Origin of the sequence: Nonomuraea ceibae (genome assembly GCF_019396325.1) — a bacterium.
Taxonomy (GTDB): domain Bacteria; phylum Actinomycetota; class Actinomycetes; order Streptosporangiales; family Streptosporangiaceae; genus Nonomuraea; species Nonomuraea ceibae.
On sequence record NZ_JAHKRO010000004.1, the window covers coordinates 205,351 to 223,443 of the forward strand.

Annotated in this window: 19 protein-coding genes; 15 read left to right on the plus strand and 4 right to left on the minus strand. The window is 71.7% G+C overall.

What is annotated here, in order from left to right; translation table 11 throughout:
• The first annotated feature begins 171 nt into the window (after window positions 1-171).
• From KME80_RS05050 to KME80_RS05075, 6 genes are all read left to right on the plus strand, one after another.
• Window positions 172-1,242, plus strand: a complete 1,071-nt coding sequence (locus KME80_RS05050; RefSeq protein WP_219500718.1) for a BMP family lipoprotein — start codon at window positions 172-174, stop codon at window positions 1,240-1,242.
• A 94-nt stretch (window positions 1,243-1,336) separates the two neighbouring features.
• Window positions 1,337-2,866 carry an ABC transporter ATP-binding protein gene (locus tag KME80_RS05055; RefSeq protein WP_219500721.1) on the plus strand — a complete coding sequence of 510 codons (1,530 nt, stop codon included), beginning with the start codon at window positions 1,337-1,339 and terminating at the stop codon, window positions 2,864-2,866.
• Complete coding sequence (locus tag KME80_RS05060; protein ID WP_219500724.1) at window positions 2,866-3,990, plus strand: ABC transporter permease; 1,125 nt, start codon at window positions 2,866-2,868, stop codon at window positions 3,988-3,990. Before KME80_RS05055 ends, KME80_RS05060 begins: the two co-directional genes overlap by 1 nt.
• A complete protein-coding gene (locus KME80_RS05065) occupies window positions 3,987-5,264 on the plus strand; it encodes an ABC transporter permease (RefSeq protein ID WP_219500726.1) in 1,278 nt (425 codons plus the stop codon). The genes KME80_RS05060 and KME80_RS05065 overlap by 4 nt, the downstream gene beginning before the upstream one ends.
• The gene (locus KME80_RS05070; RefSeq protein ID WP_219500729.1) at window positions 5,261-5,656 is read left to right on the plus strand and encodes a cytidine deaminase; all 396 of its coding nucleotides are present in this window, start codon (window positions 5,261-5,263) and stop codon (window positions 5,654-5,656) included. The genes KME80_RS05065 and KME80_RS05070 overlap by 4 nt, the downstream gene beginning before the upstream one ends.
• Entirely contained in the window at window positions 5,656-6,930 is a 1,275-nt protein-coding gene (locus KME80_RS05075; protein WP_219500731.1) for a thymidine phosphorylase, read from the plus strand. The genes KME80_RS05070 and KME80_RS05075 overlap by 1 nt, the downstream gene beginning before the upstream one ends.
• Here the strand turns inward: KME80_RS05075 and KME80_RS05080 are convergent.
• The gene (locus KME80_RS05080) at window positions 6,927-7,313 is read right to left on the minus strand and encodes a MarR family winged helix-turn-helix transcriptional regulator (RefSeq protein ID WP_219500732.1); all 387 of its coding nucleotides are present in this window, start codon (window positions 7,311-7,313) and stop codon (window positions 6,927-6,929) included. The genes KME80_RS05075 and KME80_RS05080 overlap by 4 nt on opposite strands.
• An 87-nt stretch (window positions 7,314-7,400) precedes the next feature.
• On the opposite strand from KME80_RS05080, the gene KME80_RS05085 reads away from it, so the two are divergent.
• The 5 genes from KME80_RS05085 to KME80_RS05105 all read left to right on the plus strand — a co-directional run bounded on the left by KME80_RS05085 (window position 7,401) and on the right by KME80_RS05105 (window position 11,523).
• Entirely contained in the window at window positions 7,401-8,804 is a 1,404-nt protein-coding gene (locus KME80_RS05085) for an MFS transporter (protein WP_246644009.1), read from the plus strand.
• Between the two features lie 83 nt (window positions 8,805-8,887).
• Window positions 8,888-9,466, plus strand: a complete 579-nt coding sequence (locus KME80_RS05090) for an AMIN-like domain-containing (lipo)protein (protein WP_219500736.1) — start codon at window positions 8,888-8,890, stop codon at window positions 9,464-9,466.
• A 4-nt stretch (window positions 9,467-9,470) separates the two neighbouring features.
• Window positions 9,471-9,824 carry a cupin domain-containing protein gene (locus KME80_RS05095; RefSeq protein WP_219500738.1) on the plus strand — a complete coding sequence of 118 codons (354 nt, stop codon included), beginning with the start codon at window positions 9,471-9,473 and terminating at the stop codon, window positions 9,822-9,824.
• Window positions 9,825-9,841: 17 nt separating this feature from the next.
• Complete coding sequence (locus KME80_RS05100) at window positions 9,842-10,915, plus strand: adenosine deaminase (protein WP_219500748.1); 1,074 nt, start codon at window positions 9,842-9,844, stop codon at window positions 10,913-10,915.
• Window positions 10,912-11,523, plus strand: coding sequence for a PH domain-containing protein (locus KME80_RS05105; protein WP_219500750.1), 612 nt, complete (start codon window positions 10,912-10,914; stop codon window positions 11,521-11,523). Before KME80_RS05100 ends, KME80_RS05105 begins: the two co-directional genes overlap by 4 nt.
• Before the next feature lie 10 nt (window positions 11,524-11,533).
• Here the strand turns inward: KME80_RS05105 and KME80_RS05110 are convergent, their stop codons facing one another.
• From KME80_RS05110 to KME80_RS05120, 3 genes are read right to left on the minus strand one after another with little or no spacing between them, the layout of a single operon-like run.
• On the minus strand, window positions 11,534-12,268 hold the full coding sequence (locus tag KME80_RS05110; RefSeq protein ID WP_219500752.1) for an enoyl-CoA hydratase/isomerase family protein: 735 nt from the start codon (window positions 12,266-12,268) through the stop codon (window positions 11,534-11,536).
• Window positions 12,265-13,770 (minus strand): AMP-binding protein, encoded by a 1,506-nt coding sequence (locus KME80_RS05115; RefSeq protein WP_219500754.1) that lies wholly within the window; start codon window positions 13,768-13,770, stop codon window positions 12,265-12,267. The genes KME80_RS05110 and KME80_RS05115 overlap by 4 nt, the downstream gene beginning before the upstream one ends.
• Window positions 13,763-14,416, minus strand: a complete 654-nt coding sequence (locus KME80_RS05120) for a TetR/AcrR family transcriptional regulator (RefSeq protein ID WP_219500756.1) — start codon at window positions 14,414-14,416, stop codon at window positions 13,763-13,765. Before KME80_RS05120 ends, KME80_RS05115 begins: the two co-directional genes overlap by 8 nt.
• A gap of 95 nt (window positions 14,417-14,511) precedes the next feature.
• Here KME80_RS05120 and KME80_RS05125 point away from each other — a divergent pair, with 95 nt between their 5' ends.
• The 4 genes from KME80_RS05125 to KME80_RS05140 all read left to right on the plus strand — a co-directional run.
• A complete protein-coding gene (locus tag KME80_RS05125; RefSeq protein WP_219500757.1) occupies window positions 14,512-15,351 on the plus strand; it encodes a MerR family transcriptional regulator in 840 nt (279 codons plus the stop codon).
• Window positions 15,326-16,228: a sigma-70 family RNA polymerase sigma factor gene (locus tag KME80_RS05130; protein WP_219500758.1), complete on the plus strand. Its 903-nt coding sequence runs from the start codon at window positions 15,326-15,328 to the stop codon at window positions 16,226-16,228. Before KME80_RS05125 ends, KME80_RS05130 begins: the two co-directional genes overlap by 26 nt.
• A 21-nt stretch (window positions 16,229-16,249) precedes the next feature.
• Window positions 16,250-16,732 (plus strand): GyrI-like domain-containing protein, encoded by a 483-nt coding sequence (locus tag KME80_RS05135; protein WP_219500761.1) that lies wholly within the window; start codon window positions 16,250-16,252, stop codon window positions 16,730-16,732.
• A gap of 66 nt (window positions 16,733-16,798) precedes the next feature.
• Window positions 16,799-18,093: MFS transporter (locus KME80_RS05140; protein ID WP_219500763.1), on the plus strand; the 1,295-nt coding region annotated here is incomplete at its 3' end.

An 18,093-nucleotide genomic window follows, 5' to 3' on the forward strand; every position in this document is an offset into this window, starting at 1 on the left:
GGGCCCGGAAATCAGGTCACGGACGCGCTTGATGTCGATAACGGAGCGGTTGCGACCCTGTGTGCTGGTTTGGTATGCCCTGGTCAACCAACTATCTTCCGTGCAGGGTTGCCGTACGTTTCTTCGCGCCTGCGATGAAGTTCGACGGCGGGGAAATGGAAGGGAGTCGCCTTGCTCAGCAAGCGATTCGGCAGGTTGGCGACCGGCACGCTGGCCGGTGCCATGCTCATGGCGGCCGCGGCTTGTGGTGGTGGCAGCACGGGCGGGGAGACCACGGCGAGCACGTCGCCCGGCACGGAGACCAACGCTCCGGCGGCGAGCGGCCTGAAGGTCGGCCTCGCGTTCGACATCGGCGGTCGCGGTGACAAGTCGTTCAACGACGCCGCCTACGCCGGCCTGGAGAAGGCCAAGGCCGAGCTCGGCGCCGACATCAAGGAACTGAGCCCCGCCGCCGACGGCTCCAACCGCGCCGAGCTGCTGACCCAGCTCGTCGACGCGGGCTACAACCCGATCATCGGCGTGGGCTTCGCCTACGGCGAGGACATCAAGAAGGCCGCCGAGGAGAACCCGGACGTGCAGTTCGCGGTCGTCGACTCGGCCTCGAACGCGGCCAACGTCACCGGCCTGCTGTTCGCCGAGGAGCAGGGCTCCTACCTGGCGGGCGTCGCCGCGGCGACCAAGGCCAAGAGCGGCCACGTCGGCTTCGTCGGCGGCGTCGAGAACGACCTGATCAAGAAGTTCGAGGCGGGCTTCGTGGCCGGCGTCAAGTCGGTCAAGGCCGACGCCAAGATCGACGTCAAGTACCTGACGCCCGACGGCGACTTCACCGGCTTCCGCGCCCCCGACAAGGGCAAGGTCGCGGCCGAGAAGATGTTCCAGGACGGCGCCGAGGTCGTCTACCACGCCGCCGGTGACTCCGGCCTGGGCGTGTTCCAGGCGGCTGCCGCGGCCAAGAAGAAGGCCATCGGCGTCGACTCCGACCAGCGCCAGACCGTCACCGAGCCCGAGCTGCAGGAGGTCATCATGACCTCGATGCTCAAGCGCGTGGACGTCGGCGTCTTCGAGTACATCAAGGCGTTCCAGGGCGGCGCCAAGGGCGGCAGCGACATCGTCTACGACCTCAAGGTCGACGGCGTGGGCCTGTCCACCACCGGCGGCGAGATCGACGACATCCAGGACAAGATCGACGCTGCCAAGAAGGACATCGTCGACGGCAAGATCACGGTTCCGGCCAAGCCGTAACCTGGGTAGGAACCATCGACCGAGGGCCCGAGTCCCGAGACCCGGGCCCTCGGGCATATCTGCCAGGCTCTAGGAGAAACCGAATGAGCGGCCGATGAACGCCGAGACGCCCGCCGTACAACTGGAGGGCATCACCAAGCGCTTCCCCGGCGTGGTGGCCAACCACGACATCTGCATCACCGTCCAACCCGGCACGGTGCACGCGATCGTCGGGGAGAACGGCGCCGGCAAGTCGACCCTGATGAAGATCCTGTACGGGATGCAGAAGCCGGACGAGGGCACCATCAAGGTCAACGGCCGGGAGGTGGCCTTCCGCACCCCGAGCGACGCCATCGACGCCGGCATCGGCATGGTGCACCAGCACTTCATGCTGGCCGACAACTTCACCGTGCTGGAGAACATCGTCCTGGGCGCCGAGCCGCGCAAGGCCGGCGTCATGCTCGACGCGGGCCGGGCGCGGGCGCGGATCAACCAGCTCGCCGAGAGCCACGGGCTGCGCGTCGACCCCGACCGGCTGGTCGAGGACCTCGGCGTCGGCGACCGCCAGCGCGTGGAGATCCTCAAGGTCCTCTACCGGGGCGCGCGCATCCTCATCCTCGACGAGCCGACCGCGGTCCTCGTGCCACAGGAGGTCGAGGAGCTCTTCGAGAACCTGCGCGAGCTCACGGCCGGCGGCCTCACCGTCATCTTCATCTCCCACAAGCTCGACGAGGTGCTCAGCATCGCCGACGCGATCACCGTGATCCGGCGCGGCACCACCGTCGCCAGCGTCGACCCGGCCGACGTGACCGCCCGGCAGCTCGCCGAGCTCATGGTCGGCAGCGAGCTGCCCACGCCCGAGACGCGCGAGTCCACGGTGACCGACACGGTCGCGCTGCGCGTGTCCCACCTGACCCTGGAGGCCGACGGGCGGGCGCTCCTGGACGACGTGTCGTTCGACATCCGCAAGGGCGAGATCCTCGGCATCGCCGGGGTCGAGGGCAACGGCCAGTCCGAGCTCATCGAGGCCATCATGGGCATGCGCCCGGTGAGCGGCGCCGTCGAGCTCGCCGAGCAGGACATCTCCGCCTGGTCCACGCTCAGGCGGCGCGAGGCCGGCATCGGCTACATCCCGGAGGACCGCCACCGGCAGGGCCTGCTGCTGGAGGCGTCGCTCTGGGAGAACCGGGTGCTCGGCCACCAGACCAGGCGGCCGTCCCGCTCCGGCATCTGGATCAACCGGCGGGCCGCCAGGTCCGACACCCAGCGCATCGTCGACACGTACGACGTCCGCACGCCCGGCGTCGACACGCTGGCGCTCGCGCTGTCGGGCGGCAACCAGCAGAAGCTCATCGTCGGCCGCGAGATGAGCGGCGAGCCGAAGTTCCTCATCGCCGCCCACCCGACCCGCGGCGTCGACGTGGGCGCGCAGGCCGCCATCTGGGACCACCTGCGCGAGGCCCGCGCGGCCGGGCTGGCCGTGCTGCTCATCTCGGCGGACCTCGACGAGCTGATCGGGCTGTCCGACACGCTGCAGGTCATCTACCGGGGACGGCTCGTGGCCCGCCTCGACCCGTCCGACGTGACCCCGGAACGGCTGGGCGGATACATGACCGGCGCCATCACCGGCACGAAGGAGACGTGATGCCCGCAGGGCTCTATCGGGCATTGCTCACCGTGGCGGGCGCGATCATCGCCATCCTGGTGGCCATCGGCATCAGCAGCGTGGCGATCGTCGCGGCCGGGGCGAACCCCGGCGACGCGCTCGCCGCGTTCTTCGACTTCGGCGCGCGGGAAAGCTCGGTGTCCAACAGCATCGCCCGGATGCTGAACCGGGCCGTGCCGCTGTTCCTGGCCGGTCTGGCGGTGGCCGTCGGCTTCCGCATGAACCTCTTCAACATCGGCGTCGAGGGCCAGTACCGGATCGCGGCCGTCTGCGCCGCCTACGTCGGCTCGACGTTCGTGGCTCCCGCCCCGATCCAGATCACGGTGATCATCGTGGTGGCGGCGGCCGTCGGCGGCTTCTACGCGCTGATCCCGGCCGTGATGAAGGTGACCCGGGGGGTGAACGAGGTCATCTCCACGATCATGCTGAACTACATCGCGATCAACCTGGCGGCCTTCCTCGTCCGCGGCCCCTTCGCCGGCGAGCGCGCCAAGGGGCAGCTCACCACGACCACCCCGGTCCTGCCCGAGTCGGCCTGGTTCCCGAACATGAACTGGCTGCTGGAGGCGGTCGGCCTGCCCGCGCCACGCGGCGGCGGCGTGTGGGGCTTCCTGCTCGTGGCCGTCGTCGTCGGCGTGGCCCTCTGGGTGGTGCTGGAGCGGACCAAGTTCGGCTTCGACGTCAAGGCCAGCGGCCTGAACCCGACGGCCGCGTTCGCCTCCGGCATCGGCCCGAAGCGCATGGTCATCTCCGCCATGGTGCTCTCCGGCGGCATCGCCGGACTGATCGGCCTGCCCGAGATCCTCGGCGACCAGCACGCCTTCGGCACCAACTTCACCCCCGGCCTCGGCTACCTCGGCATCGCGGTCGCGCTGCTGGGCCGTAACAGCCCCTGGGGCATCGCGGTGGCCGCGCTCCTGTTCGCCTTCCTGGACCGGGCCCAGGGGCCGCTGCAGTTCGCCGAGGTGCCGCCCTCCGTGATCACGATCATGCAGGGCACCATCGTGCTCCTCGTGGTCATCGCCAACGAGATCACCAGCAGGATCGCGCTGCGGCGCGAGGAACGGCGCGCGGCGCGAGAGCTCGGAAAGGTGAGCGCATGACCACCCTCGCCGGATCGAGCAGGATCCGCAAATACCACCTGGCGCTGATCGGCGTCGCGCTGCTGCTCATGCTGATGTCGCTGGTCCGGATCATCGCCGGGACCGACGACATCACCTCCTCCGGCGTGATCGGGGCGGCGCTGCTGTTCTCGGTGCCGATCGGGCTGGCCGGGCTCGGCGGCCTCTGGGCCGAGCGGGCGGGCGTGGTCAACATCGGCCTCGAAGGCATGATGGTGCTCGGCACCTGGTTCGCCGGCTGGGCCGGCTACCAGTGGGGTCCGGTGGCCGCGCTGCTGGCCGGGCTGATCGCGGGCGCGCTCGGCGGCCTGCTGCACGCCATCGCGACCGTCACGTTCGGCGTCGACCACATCATCAGCGGCGTCGCCATCAACCTGCTCGGGCCGGGCGTCACCCGCTTCCTGTCGGAGGTCCTCTACAAGGAGGGCTCCCCGGCCAACCAGGCGGGCGCCGGCATCACCACCTCGCCGCCGGTCTCGGGGGAGGCGTGGGAGTTCAGCCTGCCCCTGCTGTCCGACGGGCCCGACTGGCTGGGCTCGCTGGAGAAGACGCACTGGTTCCTGCTCTCCGACGTGGCCGGCATCCTGCGCGGGCTCACCCACGACGTCAACGTGCTGGTGATCCTGGCCGTGCTGATGCTGCCGCTGACGTTCTTCGTGCTCTGGCGCACCGCGTTCGGGCTGCGGCTGCGCTCGGCGGGCGAGAACCCGTGGGCGGCCGAGTCGCTGGGCGTGAACGTCCTGCGGATCAAGTACCTGGCCGTGGTCATCTCCGGCGCGTTCGCCGGGCTGGGCGGCGTGTTCCTGGTGTTCGTCAGCGACAAGTACGTCGAGGGGCAGTCGGCGGGCCGGGGCTTCATCGGCCTGGCCGCCATGATCTTCGGCAACTGGCGGCCGGGCGGGCTGGCCACGGGCGCGGCCCTGTTCGGCTACGCCGACGCCCTCCAGCTCCGCAGCCAGGGCGCGGTCACCTCGTTCCTGCTGTTCGGCGCGATCCTGCTGCTGATCTATCTGATCGTCAGGGCCCGCCGGATGCTGACGGCCGGGCAGTCCGCCCGCGAGTACACGACGATGGCGGCCGCCGCGGCCGGCATGGTCGTGCTGATCTGGCTGTGGCTGACCGTCGACAGGCTGCCGAACGAGTTCGTGTTCATCACGCCGCACGTGCTCACCCTGCTCGTGCTCCTGGTGGCGTCGCAGCGGCTGCGCATGCCCAAGGCCGACGGCGTGATCTATCGACGGGGGGAGCAGCATTGAGCATCGACTGGGAGGCGCTGCGCGCGGAGGCCGCGGAGGCCATGCGCCACGCCTACGCGCCCTACTCCAAGTTCCCCGTGGGCGCCGCCGCCCTGGTGGACGACGGGCGGATCGTCACGGGCTGCAACGTGGAGAACGCCTCCTACGGGGTGGGCCTGTGCGCGGAGTGCGGGCTGGTGTCGGCGCTCCAGGCGTCCGGCGGGGGCAGGCTGGTGGCCTTCACCTGCGTGGACGGCCACGGCGAGCTGCTCATGCCGTGCGGGCGCTGCCGGCAGCTCCTGTACGAGTTCGGCGGTGACGACCTGCTGGTCGAGACCGTCGACGGGCCGCTGCCGATGGCGCGGATCCTGCCGTACGCGTTCGGCCCCGTCGACCTGTCCAGGATGGCGTGATGGACGCGATCGAGGTCATCGTCGCCAAGCGCGACGGCGGCGAGCTGAGCGCGGCCCAGATCGACTGGGTGATCGACGCCTACGTGCGCGGTGAGGTCGCCGACGAGCAGATGTCGGCGCTGGCCATGGCGATCCTGCTCAACGGCATGAACCGGCGCGAGATCGCCGGCTGGACGCAGGCCATGATCCGCTCCGGCGAGCGCATGGACTGGTCGGAGCTGGACCGGCCGACGGCCGACAAGCACTCCACGGGCGGTGTCGGCGACAAGATCACGCTGCCGCTGGCGCCGCTGGTCGCCGCCTGCGGCGCGTACGTCCCGCAGCTGTCGGGCCGCGGCCTCGGCCACACCGGCGGCACGCTGGACAAGCTGGAGTCGATCCCGGGCTGGCGGGCGTCGCTGTCCAACGACGAGATGCTCGGCGTGCTGCGCGCGGCCGGCGCGGTGATCTGCGCCGCCGGCTCCGGGCTGGCCCCCGCCGACAAGAAGCTGTACGCGCTGCGTGACGTCACCGGCACGGTCGAGTCCATCCCGCTCATCGCCTCGTCGATCATGTCGAAGAAGATCGCCGAGGGCACCGGGTCGCTGGTGCTCGACGTCAAGGTGGGCTCGGGCGCGTTCATGAAGACGCCGGAGCGGGCCCGCGAGCTGGCCGAGACCATGGTGGCGCTGGGCACCGACGCGGGCGTGCGCACGGTCGCGCTGCTGACCGCGATGGACCGGCCGCTGGGCCGGGCCGTGGGCAACGCCCTGGAGGTCGAGGAGTCGGTCGAGGTTCTGGCGGGCGGCGGGCCGTCCGACGTCGTGGAGCTGACCGTACGGCTGGCCAGGGAGATGCTGGAGGCCGCCGGGGTGTCGGGCAAGGACCCCGCCGACGCGCTGCGTGACGGGTCGGCCATGGACGCCTGGCGGACGATGGTCGGCGCCCAGGGCGGCGACCCGGACGCGCTGCTGCCGCGCGCGGCCGAGACGATGACGGTGGACGCCCCGGAGTCTGGGGTGCTCACCCGGCTCGACGCCTACGCGGTCGGGCTGGCGGCCTGGCGGCTCGGCGCGGGCCGGGCGCGCAAGGAGGACCCGGTGTCGGCGGGCGCGGGCATCACGCTGCACGCCAAGCCGGGCGACCTGGTCAGGGCGGGGCAGCCGCTGCTCACGCTGCACGCCGACGAGACGAGCCGCTTCGAGCGGGCGCTGGAGGCGCTGCGCGGCGGCTACGAGGTCGGACCGGCCGCGGGGGAGACCCTGCCGCTGATCATCGACCGGATCACCGCCTAGACGGACACCGCCGGTGCGTCGTCGAAGATCGAGGAGAGGACGGCGCGCTGGGTGGGGAGGGCTGCCGCGTGCCGGGCGCGGCCCTCCTCGGTGATGCACACGAACACGCCGCGCCGGTCGGAGTCGCACGCGCCGCGGCTGACGAGCGCGGACTTCTCCAGCCTGGCCACCACGCGCGAGAGCGCGCTCTGGCTCAGGTGGACCTCGTCGCACAGCTCCTGGATGCGCAGCTTTCTGTCGTGGTGGACCATCCGGTCGAGCACCTCGAACTCGCTGGGCCCCAGGCCGTGCTTGTCGCCCAGCTCCCGCTCCAGCATGCACATCGCCTTGGCGTGCTTCGCCAGGACGTAATGCCAGGTGCCGACCACGTGCGCCTCGTCCATGACGCGGAGGTTACCACTAGGCGAAAAATCATGCAATGGAATTAAATGCACTTGCATTAGATGCGAGTGCATGTAATCTTTCCGTCCATGTCCTCTTCCTCCACCCGGTGGAGCGCGCTCGCCGTGCTCTGCGCAGTGATCTTCCTTGACGCCCTGGATGTGTCGATGGTCGGCGTGGCGCTGCCCTCCATCCAGCACGAGCTGGGGCTCTCCACCTCTTCTCTGCAGTGGGTTGTCAGCGGCTACGTGCTCGGATACGGCGGTCTTCTTCTACTCGGGGGCAGGACCGCCGATCTGCTGGGGCGGCGCAGGGTGTTCCTGGTCGCACTGGCGGTCTTCGCCGTGGCGTCGCTGCTGGGTGGCCTGGTGAACGACGGGGCGCTGCTCATCGCCGCCCGCTTCATCAAGGGCGTCGGCGCGGCCTTCACCGCCCCGGCCGCGTTGTCGATCATCACCACCACGTTCCCGGAAGGACCGCTGCGCAACAAGGCACTGAGCATCTTCACCGCCTGCGGCGCCAGCGGCTACTCGCTCGGCCTGGTGTTCTCCGGACTGCTCACCCAGCTCGACTGGCGCCTCACGATGCTGATGCCGGTTCCCGTCGCCGTCATCGCGCTGATCGCCGCGATCAAGGTGCTGCCGCGCAACGCCGAGGAGCGCGCCGATGGCGGCCACGACCTCATCGGCGCCGTGCTGATCACCGCCTCGATGCTGCTGCTCGTCTTCACCGTGGTCCAGGCGCCGGAAGCCGGCTGGTCCTCCGTCCGCACGATCGGCTCGCTGGTCGCCGTCGCCGCCCTGCTCGGCCTGTTCGTGCTCACCGAGCTCAGGCTCAAGCACCCGCTCGTCCGCCTCGGCATCCTCCGCTCCGGGCCGCTCGTGCGGGCCAACCTCGGGCTCGTCGTCCTCATGGGCTCGTACGTGGCCTTCCAGTTCGTCGCCATGCAGTACTTCCAGAACCTGCTCGGCTGGTCCGCGCTCGGCACCGCGCTGGCGTTCCTGCCGGCGGGCCTGCTCGTGGCGGTCACCTCGACCAAGATGGGCGACTTCGCCGACCGGTTCGGCACCGGCAAGCTCATCGTCGTCGGCGCGGCAGCGCTGGCCGGCGGCTACGCGATGTTCCTCGGCATCTCCCGCACGCCCGGCCTCTTCACCCTGGTCATCCCCGGCATGCTGCTGCTCGGCATCGCGTTCGCGCTGTCGTTCCCGGCCCTCAACATCCAGGCCACCAACGGCGTCTCCGACGACGAGCAGGGCCTCGCCTCCGGGCTGCTCAACACCTCCGGCCAGGTCGGCGGCGCGATCGTGCTCGCCGTGGTGACCGCGGTGCTCACCTCCGGCGGCGGCGAGATCTCCATCGGCTCGCTGCGCGCGGCCATCCTCGTCTCCCTGTTGCTGGCCGTCGCCGGGCTGGCCCTCTCGGCCGCTGGACTGCGCGACCGCAAGCGGGCCGCCGCCGTGCCCGAGGCGAAAGCGTACGAGGTGGTGTGACCCGGACATTCGCCTGACGTCGGCCCATGCCGATCCGTTATCGGTGCGAGCTTCGCGCGGCCGTCCCCGGGAATCTTGGTGGCATGAACGCGTCACCGGGATTGAGGGCGGCCGCGGCGTGCGTGTGCGGGCTGATGCTCGTGGCGTGCGGCGCGCGGGGCACGGGCACGGCCACCGTGGAGCCGCCGTCGAGCCAGGGGAGCTCGGCGACGGCCACGTCCGCCGCGGCCGACCTGCCGACCAGCACCTCCGAGGTGGCCGTCGACCGCGCCGGGGCCCAGCCCGCGCTCGTCACCGGGGTGCGCGCCGGGCGCCACGACGGGTTCGACCGGGTGGTCGTCGACTTCGCCGGCTCGCTGCCCGGCTACACCGCCCAGTGGGCCGACGAACTCGTCCAGGACGGCTCCGGCACCCCCATCGACCTGGGCGGCGGGCTGGCCCTGCACCTGCTGCTCACCCCCGCCGACGCGCACACCGAGGACGGCACGCCCACCTGGACCGACGGGCCCGACGCCGGGTCGCTGGAGGCCGTCACCCGCATCGTCAAGACCGGCGACTTCGAAGGCCGCGTCGGCATCGCGCTGATCATGCCGGGGCGCACGGCGTTCCGCGTGAAGGAATACTCCGGGCCCAGCCGTCTGGTCGTGGACGTGCGACACTGACCTCGTGGTGAGAAAGATCGAAGGACCCACCCGGATCCCGGTGCCCGGCGGCAAGACCATCGACGAGCACGTCGGCCGCGTCAACAGCGGCGACGAGGCCGTCTCCATCGCGCACATGGTCGCCCCGCCCGGCTGGGACGAGCCCGCCCAGACGCCCGCCTTCACCGAATACACCGTCGTCCTGCGCGGCACCGTCCGCGTCGAGCACGACGGCGGCGTCACCGAGGTGACGGCCGGGCAGACGCTCGTGACCGAGCCGGGCGAGAAGATCCGCTACAGCACCGGCGACGAGGGCGCCGAATACATCGCGGTCTGTCTGCCCGCCTTCAGCCCCGAGTCCGTCAACCGCGACTCCTAGCCCCATATCATGGGCGGATGAGCCCCACGTACGAGGAGATCCGGCGCGCGCCCAAGGTGCTGCTGCACGACCATCTCGACGGTGGTCTCCGGGCTGAGACCATCGTGGAGCTGGCGCGCGAGAGCGGTTACGACCGGCTGCCGGCCGACGACCCTGACGAGCTGCGGCGCTGGTTCGAGGAGGCGGCCGACTCCGGGTCGCTGGAGCGCTACCTGGAGACGTTCGCCCACACCGTCGGCGTCATGCAGACCCGCGAGTCGCTGGTGCGGGTGGCCGCCGAGTGCGCGGCCGACCTGGCCGACGACGGCGTCGTCTACGCCGAGGTGCGCTTCGCGCCCGAGCAGCACACCACCCGCGGGCTGAGCCTCGACCAGGTCGTCCAGGCCGTCCTGGACGGGTTCCGGCAGGGCTCCGAAGGGCGCGGCATCCGCATCGGCACGCTGCTGACCGCGATGCGCCACCAGGTCCGCTCCATGGAGATCGCCGAGCTGGCCGTGCGCTACCGCGACGTGGGCGTGGCCGGGTTCGACATCGCCGGCGCCGAGGCGGGCTACCCGCCCACGCGCCACCTCGACGCGTTCGAATACCTCCAGCGGGAGAACGCGCACTTCACCATCCACGCCGGCGAGGCGTTCGGGCTGCCGTCGATCTGGCAGGCCATCCAGTGGTGCGGCGCCGACCGGCTCGGCCACGGCGTGCGCATCATCGACGACATCACCGTGGCCGGCGACGGCTCCGCCAAGCTCGGCAGGCTGGCCGCCTACGTGCGCGACAAGCGCATCCCGCTGGAGATGTGCCCCACCTCCAACCTGCAGACCGGGGCCGCCGCCTCCATCGCCGAGCACCCGATCGGGCTGCTGCGCCGGCTCCACTTCCGCGTCACGGTCAACACCGACAACCGGCTGATGAGCTCCACGACCGTCTCGCGGGAGTTCGCCAAGCTGGTCGAGGCGTTCGACTACGGGTGGGACGACCTGCAGTGGTTCACGGTCAACGCGATGAAGTCCGCGTTCCTGCCGTTCGACGAGCGGCTGGCGCTGATCAACGGCGTGATCAAGCCCGGGTTCGCGCGGCTGAAGTGGCAGCCGTGAAAGAGGTCTTCCGGTCCAAGACCGCGTTCGTGCTCGGCTGGGTGTGGGTGGCGTTCGTCGCCTTCAACGTGTGGGACCTGACCGCCCGCTACAACGGCAAGGCGTCGATGGTGGCGCTGGCCGTGCTGGGCGTGCTCACCGCGCTCGTCTACGTCGTCGCCATCCGCCCCGCCACCGTGTTCACCGAGCAGGGGCTGGTCGGGCGCAACCCGCTGCGCACGACGGTGGTGCCGTGGGCGTCGGTGCGGGAGGTCACGGTCTCCCACTCGATCAACGTCGACCACGGCGAGGGCCGCGTGCTGCGGCTGTGGACCCCGATGAGCTCGGCCCGCGAGCGCGCCAGGGCCCAGCGCCGTGGCCAGGCGGTCAAGCAGCGCGGCCGGTTCAGGACCGAGCCGACGCTGACCAAGGGCGAGCAGGCCGCCGCCCAGGCGTTCTCCGGCAAGACGCACGCCGACTGGGTGGGCGAGCAGATCAGCGACCGCGCCGACAAGGCCAGGATCCGAAACGAGGAGCCCGGCCCCGCCCGCGCCACCTGGGCCTACGACTCGCTGGCGATCGGCGTCGTGGCCCTGGTGCTGGTGGTCGCCGCCCTGCTCGTGCCCTGACCGGCCGCGCTCACCGCCTGCGCCGGTTGACGAAGCGTTCCATGCCCGCCCGGGCGATCCCGGAGTCCTCGACCTGGCGGGCGGCCCGCGTCTCGGCGGCGAAGGCGCGCTCGACCTCCTCCAGCGACGGGCGCAGCAGCCTGAGGTGCACCTCGGTGGCCGTGCCGGGCAGCGTCCAGCGGTGCACCAGGCCGATCGCCGTGTCGACCAGCGTGTCCGCCTCGACGACCTGGTCCAGCAGGCCGAGCGAGTGAGCCTCGGTGGCGCTCAGCCGCGCCGAGCCGAGCACCAGCCCCAGCGCCCGGCCGCCGACCAGGCGGCGCAGCAGATGGCTGGCGCCGTTGGAGATCGACAGCCCGATGTGGTTCTCCGGCAGGAAGAACTCGGCCGACGGTGTGCCCAGCCGGGCGTCGAAGCAGAGCGTCCACTCCGCCGCGCCGCCCACGGCCAGCCCGTTGACGGCCGCCACCACCGGCACCCTGGCCTCCAGCACGGCCCTGGTCAGGTCGTGGAAGAGCTCGACCTCGTCGATCAGCGACAGCCTGACGGCCTGGTCGATGTCCTCGCCCGCCGAGAACGCCCGCCCGGCGCCGGTGACGACGACGCCCCGGGCCGCCTTGCCATCACCGTGCTCGCGCACCGCCGCGGCGAGCTGCCGCCGCATGCCGGCGGTCAGCGCGTTGAGCTTCCCGGGCCGCTGGAGGGTGATCACCGCCACCTCGTCCCGTACGGTCACGTCGATCATGCTCGCTCCTTGTCCGACGGCAGGGTTACGCGGAACGCGCCCGTCCGCTGGTCGGGGCGCATCAGGTGGCGCTTCTCGATCCGCGCCGAAGGGGTCAGCCGGAAGCCGTCGACGAACTCGACGAACGCCGGCACCTTGAACGGGGCCAGCCGCCGCGCGGCGTGCTCGGCCACGCTCGCCGCGGTCGGCCCGCTCGCCTCATAGCCCGGCCTGAGCTGGACGAACGCCTTGGGCAGCTCGCCGAACAGCTCGTCGGGCACCGGCACCAGGGCGACGTTCAGCACCGCCGGGTGCTCGCCCAGCACCCGCTCGACCTCGGCGCAGGAGATGTTCTCGCCGCCCCGGCGCACCATGTCCTTCAGCCGCCCGGCGTGCCGGATCTGCCCGTCGGGATTGCGTACGCCCAGGTCGCCGGTGTGGTACCAGCCGCCGCGGAAGGCGTGCGCGGTGGCCTCCGGGTGGTTCCAGTAGCCGGTCATCATCGGCTCGCCGCGCACCAGGATCTCGCCCGTCTCCTCGTCGAGCGTGACCTCCTTGCCGGGCGGCGGCAGGCCCATCGAGCCGGTGCCGACCTGGTCGCGGGCGTCCGGGGCGGACAGCAGGTCCGGGCCGCTCTCGGTGGACCCGTACAGCTCCCGCCAGGGCGCGCCCCAGCGCTCCTCGAAGGCGGCGTGCAGGCGCGGGGCGATGCCCGAGCACAGCACGAGGCGCATCCTGTTGTGCCGGTCCAGCGGGTCGGGCGGCTGCTTGTACATGAGCATGGGCATCGTGCCCAGCACGTACGTGAGCGTCGCGCCGTGCTCGCGGGCCGAGCGCCAGAAGCCGGAGGCGGAGAAGCGGGGGAGGACGACTTGCGGGATGCCGCCCATCAGGCACAGCAGGGTCGTCCACTGGGGATCCATGTAGGAGTACGCCTGGGCGATCAGCATCACGTCGTCGTCGCGCAGGTCGACCAGGTCGGCGACGACCCGGGCGGTGCGTAACCAGTAGGCGTGGGTGAGCATGCAGGCTTTGGGGAAGCCGGTGGTCCCCGACGTGTACTGAAAATTCGCCACATCGTTCGGGCTGGGCGATATTTCGGGGGCGGGGTGGGAGCCGGTGAGCGCGTCCAGGGTGTGCACCACGTGGCCGCCGCGCGAGACGTGCCCGGCGTGCTCCGCGCTGGTCACGGTGGCGACGGCGCCCGAGTCGCGGAGCACGTGCTCCAGGTCGGCCGCCCGGTAGCGGACGTTGACCGGGACGGTGACGGCCCCGGCCTTGAGGACGGCCAGCCAGCTCAGCGGCCAGCCCGGGACGTTGTCCAGCATGACGGCGACCCGGTCGCCGGGCCGGACGCCGGTGGCGGCCAGGGCCCCGGCCAGCCGGTCGCTCTCCGCGTCCACCTGGGCGAAGCTCAGCGAGACGTCGGGGAAGCGGAGGAACTCACGGTCACCGAAGCGGGCGGCGGCCCACCGGACCAGGGCGGGGACGGTGTCGGGAACATCGGAGCGACGGTCAGCCATGCGGCGGCTCCCAGGGGAAGTCGGGCAGCAGGGAGAAGTCGGGCAGCAGGGACAGTCCGGGTGCGCGGACGGCGGCCAGGCCGATCGCCACGAACTCGGCGCACACCTGCTCCAGCGTGGAGTCGCCGTCGGGGCGATACCACTCACTGGTGCCCGTGCACATCGACATCAGGGCCAGGCGGGTCAGCTTCTGGTCGGCGACCCGGAACACGCCCGCCGCGACGCCGTCGGCCAGCGCCTGCCGCCAGAAGTCCTCGTACGCGTCGCGGAGGGCGATGATCTCGTCGTGGGCAGCGCCGCCGGGGGTGAGCGAGCGCAGTTCGCCGTCCATGACCCGGGTCGTCATGGGGTTGAGCGCGTGGATGGCGGTCAGTGAGCCGATGAGCAGCGCCAGCCGTTCGGCCGGGCCGCCGACGCCGGCCAGGAGGCGGCGGGTGGCGTCGATGAGGCCCCGGTGCCCGGCCTCCATCAGGTCGGCGAGCAGGGCTTCCTTGCTGGAAACGTGGTGGTAGACGCCGGCGTTGGTGAGGTTGACGGCCCTGGCCAGGTCCCTGACGCTCGTGGCGGCGTAGCCCTGCTCGGCGAACAGCCGCACGGCCGCCGCCCTGATCCGCAGGCCGGCATCGACATCCCGGGCAGTCTTCATGGGACCTACCGAACGTTCGGTTACGGTGATATTTCGCAGCATAACCTGTAGAGGTGGACTCTGACACCGTGTGAGGCCGTACATCTGGAGAGGTCATGTTCAGCATCGGAGACTTCGCCAGGCTCGGGCTCGTGTCGGTGCGCATGCTGCGGCACTACGACGCGATCGGGCTGCTGCGGCCCGCGCACGTGGACCCGGCCACCGGATACCGCTCCTACCAGGCCGCCCAGCTCGCGCGCCTCAACCGGCTCGTCGCGCTCAAGGACCTCGGCTTCACGCTGGAGCAGGTCAAGACGATCCTCGATGACAAGGTGAGCACCGAGGAGCTGCACGGGATGGTCCGGCTGCGCCGCGCCGAGCTGGAGGCGCGCATCAGCGCCGACCTGGCCAGGCTGCGCGGCGTCGAGTCGAGACTGCGCAGCATCGAGACCGAGGGCCGCATGGGGGCCGTCGAGGTCATCGTCAAGGAGGTGGCCCCGGTCCGGGTCGCCCAGCTCAGCGGCATGGCCGCCAGTTACGGGCCCGAGCACGTCGGGCCCGTCATCCAGCCGCTCTACCAGGAGCTCTGCGACCGGCTGGAGGCCGCCGGGCTGCCGATCGCCGGCCCGGGCATCGCCCACTACCAGGCCCGCGAGGACGGGACGGTGCTGACGCACGCCGCCTTCCCCGTCGCGGCCTGGCCCGGCGAGCACGACGGGCTCCAGGTCGTGGACCTGCCCCGGCTGCCGGTCGCGGCGACGGTCATCCACCATGGTTCGATGGACCAGGTCGGCACCACCTACCAGGAGCTGGCCCACTGGATCGAGGACAACGGCCACCGCGCGCTCGACCTGGGCCGCGAGGTCTACCTGCACTGCCCGGACGACCTGGCCGAGTGGGTGACGGAACTGCAGATCGGGATCGAACCACATGGACCTGGACGGCCACCGCGCTGAGCTGACCGGCTACTGCTACCGGATGCTCGGCTCGGTGTACGAGGCCGAGGACGCGGTGCAGGAGACGCTGGCCAAGGCGTGGCGCGGCCGTGACCGGTTCGACCCGCTCCGGGGGTCGCTGCGGGCATGGCTGTTCCGCATCGCCACGAACGTCTGCCTCGACATGCTGCGCGGCAGCCGGCGCCGGGCCCTCGCCGCCGGCCTGGGCCCGGCCGCCGAGCCGGGCACGACCCTGGGGGAGCCGCTGCCGATCGAGTCATGGGTCTACCCGGTGCCCGACCGGCTGCTGGACCCGGCCGAGCTGGCGGTGTCGCGGGAGAGCGTGCGGCTGGCGTTCGTGGCGGCGTTGCAGCACCTGCCGCCCCGGCAGCGGGCCGTGCTGATCCTGCGCGACGTGCTGGGCTGGTCGGCGGCCGAAGTGGCCGGCCTGCTCGGCGCCGGCGTCGCGGCGGTCAACAGCGCCCTCCAGCGCGCCCGCGCCGCGCTGCCCGTCACCGAGCCGGGTGACGACGCCGTGGACGAGAAGCTGCTCGCCCGCTACGTCGACGCCTTCGAGCGCTACGACGTCGAGACGCTGGTCGCGCTGCTGCACGAGGACGCCACCTCGTCGATGCCGCCGTTCGCCTGGTGGCTGCGCGGGCGCGAGGACGTCCGCCGGGTGCTGGCCGCCGCCGGGGCGCCCTGCGAGGGCTCGCGCCTGGTGCGCACCGCCGCCAACGGGCGGCCCGCGTACGGGCAGTATCTGGAGGGCCGGCCGTTCGCGCTCGTGCTCGTCGAGACGGCGGGCGGCCTGATCACCGGCATCACCACGTACCTGGACCCGGGGCTGTTCCCCTTCTTCGGACTCGCCGATGAGTTCCGGGGCGCCGATTCGTAGTAATGGGTGAAGGAGGAAAACATGCCAGAGATCATCGAGTGTCCCGAGCGTCACTACCTCGGGATCCGCAAGACCATCACCATGACGACCTTCCACCTGGTCGCCGACCGGATCGGCGAGCTGTACGGCCGGCTGGCCGAGCGGGGCACGCCGCCCGCCGGCGGGCCGTTCTTTCGCTACCTGGTCATCGACCTGGACGGCGACCTGGTGGTGGAGGCCGGGGTGCCGGTGCACGAGCCGGTGGCGGGCGAGGGCGAGTTCGTCGCCGGGGTGCTCCCGGCGGGCCGTTACGTCCGTACCCTCCACGTCGGCCACCCCGACGGCCTCATGGCCGTCACCGGCGAGCTGCTCGACTGGGCGCGTGAGCGGGGGCTGCGCTTCGCCATGAGCGAGGAGCCGGACGGCGAGCACTGGGACAGCCGCCTGGAGCTCTACCACACGAACCCGGAGGAGCAGCCCGACATGAACAAGTGGGAGACCGAGCTGCAGTTCAAACTGGCCTGACGGCTTCCAGACCCTAGGCCGCAAAATTCTCTTTGCAAAATTTGCTTTGCGGTCTAGGGTGACGGCATGGACGACGTGTGCCGCCGTTACGCCCTCGTCAGCTTTCTCACCTGGCTGCCCGCCGGGCTGATGATCGCGCCGCTGGTGCTGCTCATGCTGGACCGGGGCCTGACCATCGTGCAGGTCGGCGTGGTCATGACCGTCTACTCGCTGGTCATCGCCGGGCTGGAGCTGCCCACCGGCGGGCTGGCCGACGTGGTGGGGCGCCGGGTGGTGCTCGCCGCCTCCGCCGCCTGCACCGCCCTGGCGCTGGTGCTGCTCGCGGTGGCGGGCACCTGGTGGGCGTTCACGGTGGCCGGCGCGGTGCTGGGAGTGGCGCGGGCGCTGTCCAGCGGGCCCGCGGAGGCGTGGTTCGTGGACACGCTGCACGCCGTCGAGGGGCCCGGCGCCGACCTGCGGCCTGGCCTGTCACGCGGGCACGTCATGGAGGACGTCGCGCTCGGCGTCGGCGTGCTGGCGGGCGGCTTCCTCCCGCTCGCAGCCGAAGCCGCCGGGATGGACAGCGGCATGGGGACCGGCATGGCGGGGGCCGGGTGGCTTGACCCGCTGGCGTTGCCCGCGCTGCTCGGGGCGGTCGCCGCGCTGGTGTGGCTGGTGGTCGTGCTGATCGCCATGCCGGAGCCGCCCCGGCCGCCTGCCTCGGTGGCGGTGGTGCTGCGCGGCGTGCCGGTCACGGTGGCAGCCGGGGTGCGGGTCGCGGTGCATGACGGGCCGCTGCGGCGGCTGGTGCTGGTCGCGGCGGTGGTCGGGATGGCGCTCACCTGCATCGAGCTGCTGGTGCCCGGCCACCTGGCCGAGCTCACCGGCTCGGGCGAAGGGGGAGCCACCGCCTACGCGATCGTGTCCGCCCTGGGCTTCGCCGGCAGCGCCCTGGGCAGCGCCCTCGCTCCCACCCTGGCCCGCCACCTCACCCCCACCCGCCCAGCTACGACCGCCCTCCCCCCAACGACCGCCCTCCCCGCTACGGCCCCCGATCCCGTTACGGCGGCCGATCCCGTTACGGCGGCCCACTGCTCTGCGGGCGGCCCTGCCTCTACGACTGCCGACCCCGCTGCTGCGGTCCGGAGGGGCACGGAGGCCGGGGACGGCACGGCAGCCCAGGACAGCGCGGCCGCTCGGAGCGCCGAACTGGACGGGGACGGTGGGGCTGCTCGGGGCGGAGCGGCGGCTCCGGACGCTGGGGAAACCCGGGAGGGCGAGCCCGCCGGGAAGGGCGGCGCGGCCCCGGAGGGCGGGACTGTCCGGGGCGAGGACATGGTGCGGGGGACGGTGCAGGGGGCTGTGCGGGGGTCGGTGCGGGG

Excerpts from the sequence above, each read along its gene's own strand:
- KME80_RS05055 (WP_219500721.1), top strand. The coding sequence starts at position 1,337 with ATGAACGCCGAGACGCCCGCCGTACAACTGGAGGGCATCACCAAGCGC.
- KME80_RS05060 (WP_219500724.1), top strand. The coding sequence starts at position 2,866 with ATGCCCGCAGGGCTCTATCGGGCATTGCTCACCGTGGCGGGCGCGATC.
- KME80_RS05065 (WP_219500726.1), top strand. The coding sequence starts at position 3,987 with ATGACCACCCTCGCCGGATCGAGCAGGATCCGCAAATACCACCTGGCG.
- KME80_RS05075 (WP_219500731.1), top strand. The coding sequence starts at position 5,656 with ATGGACGCGATCGAGGTCATCGTCGCCAAGCGCGACGGCGGCGAGCTG.
- KME80_RS05080 (WP_219500732.1), bottom strand. The coding sequence starts at position 7,313 with ATGGACGAGGCGCACGTGGTCGGCACCTGGCATTACGTCCTGGCGAAG.
- KME80_RS05085 (WP_246644009.1), top strand. The coding sequence starts at position 7,401 with ATGTCCTCTTCCTCCACCCGGTGGAGCGCGCTCGCCGTGCTCTGCGCA.
- KME80_RS05090 (WP_219500736.1), top strand. The coding sequence starts at position 8,888 with ATGAACGCGTCACCGGGATTGAGGGCGGCCGCGGCGTGCGTGTGCGGG.
- KME80_RS05100 (WP_219500748.1), top strand. The coding sequence starts at position 9,842 with ATGAGCCCCACGTACGAGGAGATCCGGCGCGCGCCCAAGGTGCTGCTG.
- KME80_RS05110 (WP_219500752.1), bottom strand. The coding sequence starts at position 12,268 with ATGATCGACGTGACCGTACGGGACGAGGTGGCGGTGATCACCCTCCAG.
- KME80_RS05115 (WP_219500754.1), bottom strand. The coding sequence starts at position 13,770 with ATGGCTGACCGTCGCTCCGATGTTCCCGACACCGTCCCCGCCCTGGTC.
- KME80_RS05120 (WP_219500756.1), bottom strand. The coding sequence starts at position 14,416 with ATGAAGACTGCCCGGGATGTCGATGCCGGCCTGCGGATCAGGGCGGCG.
- KME80_RS05125 (WP_219500757.1), top strand. The coding sequence starts at position 14,512 with ATGTTCAGCATCGGAGACTTCGCCAGGCTCGGGCTCGTGTCGGTGCGC.
- KME80_RS05130 (WP_219500758.1), top strand. The coding sequence starts at position 15,326 with ATGGACCTGGACGGCCACCGCGCTGAGCTGACCGGCTACTGCTACCGG.
- KME80_RS05135 (WP_219500761.1), top strand. The coding sequence starts at position 16,250 with ATGCCAGAGATCATCGAGTGTCCCGAGCGTCACTACCTCGGGATCCGC.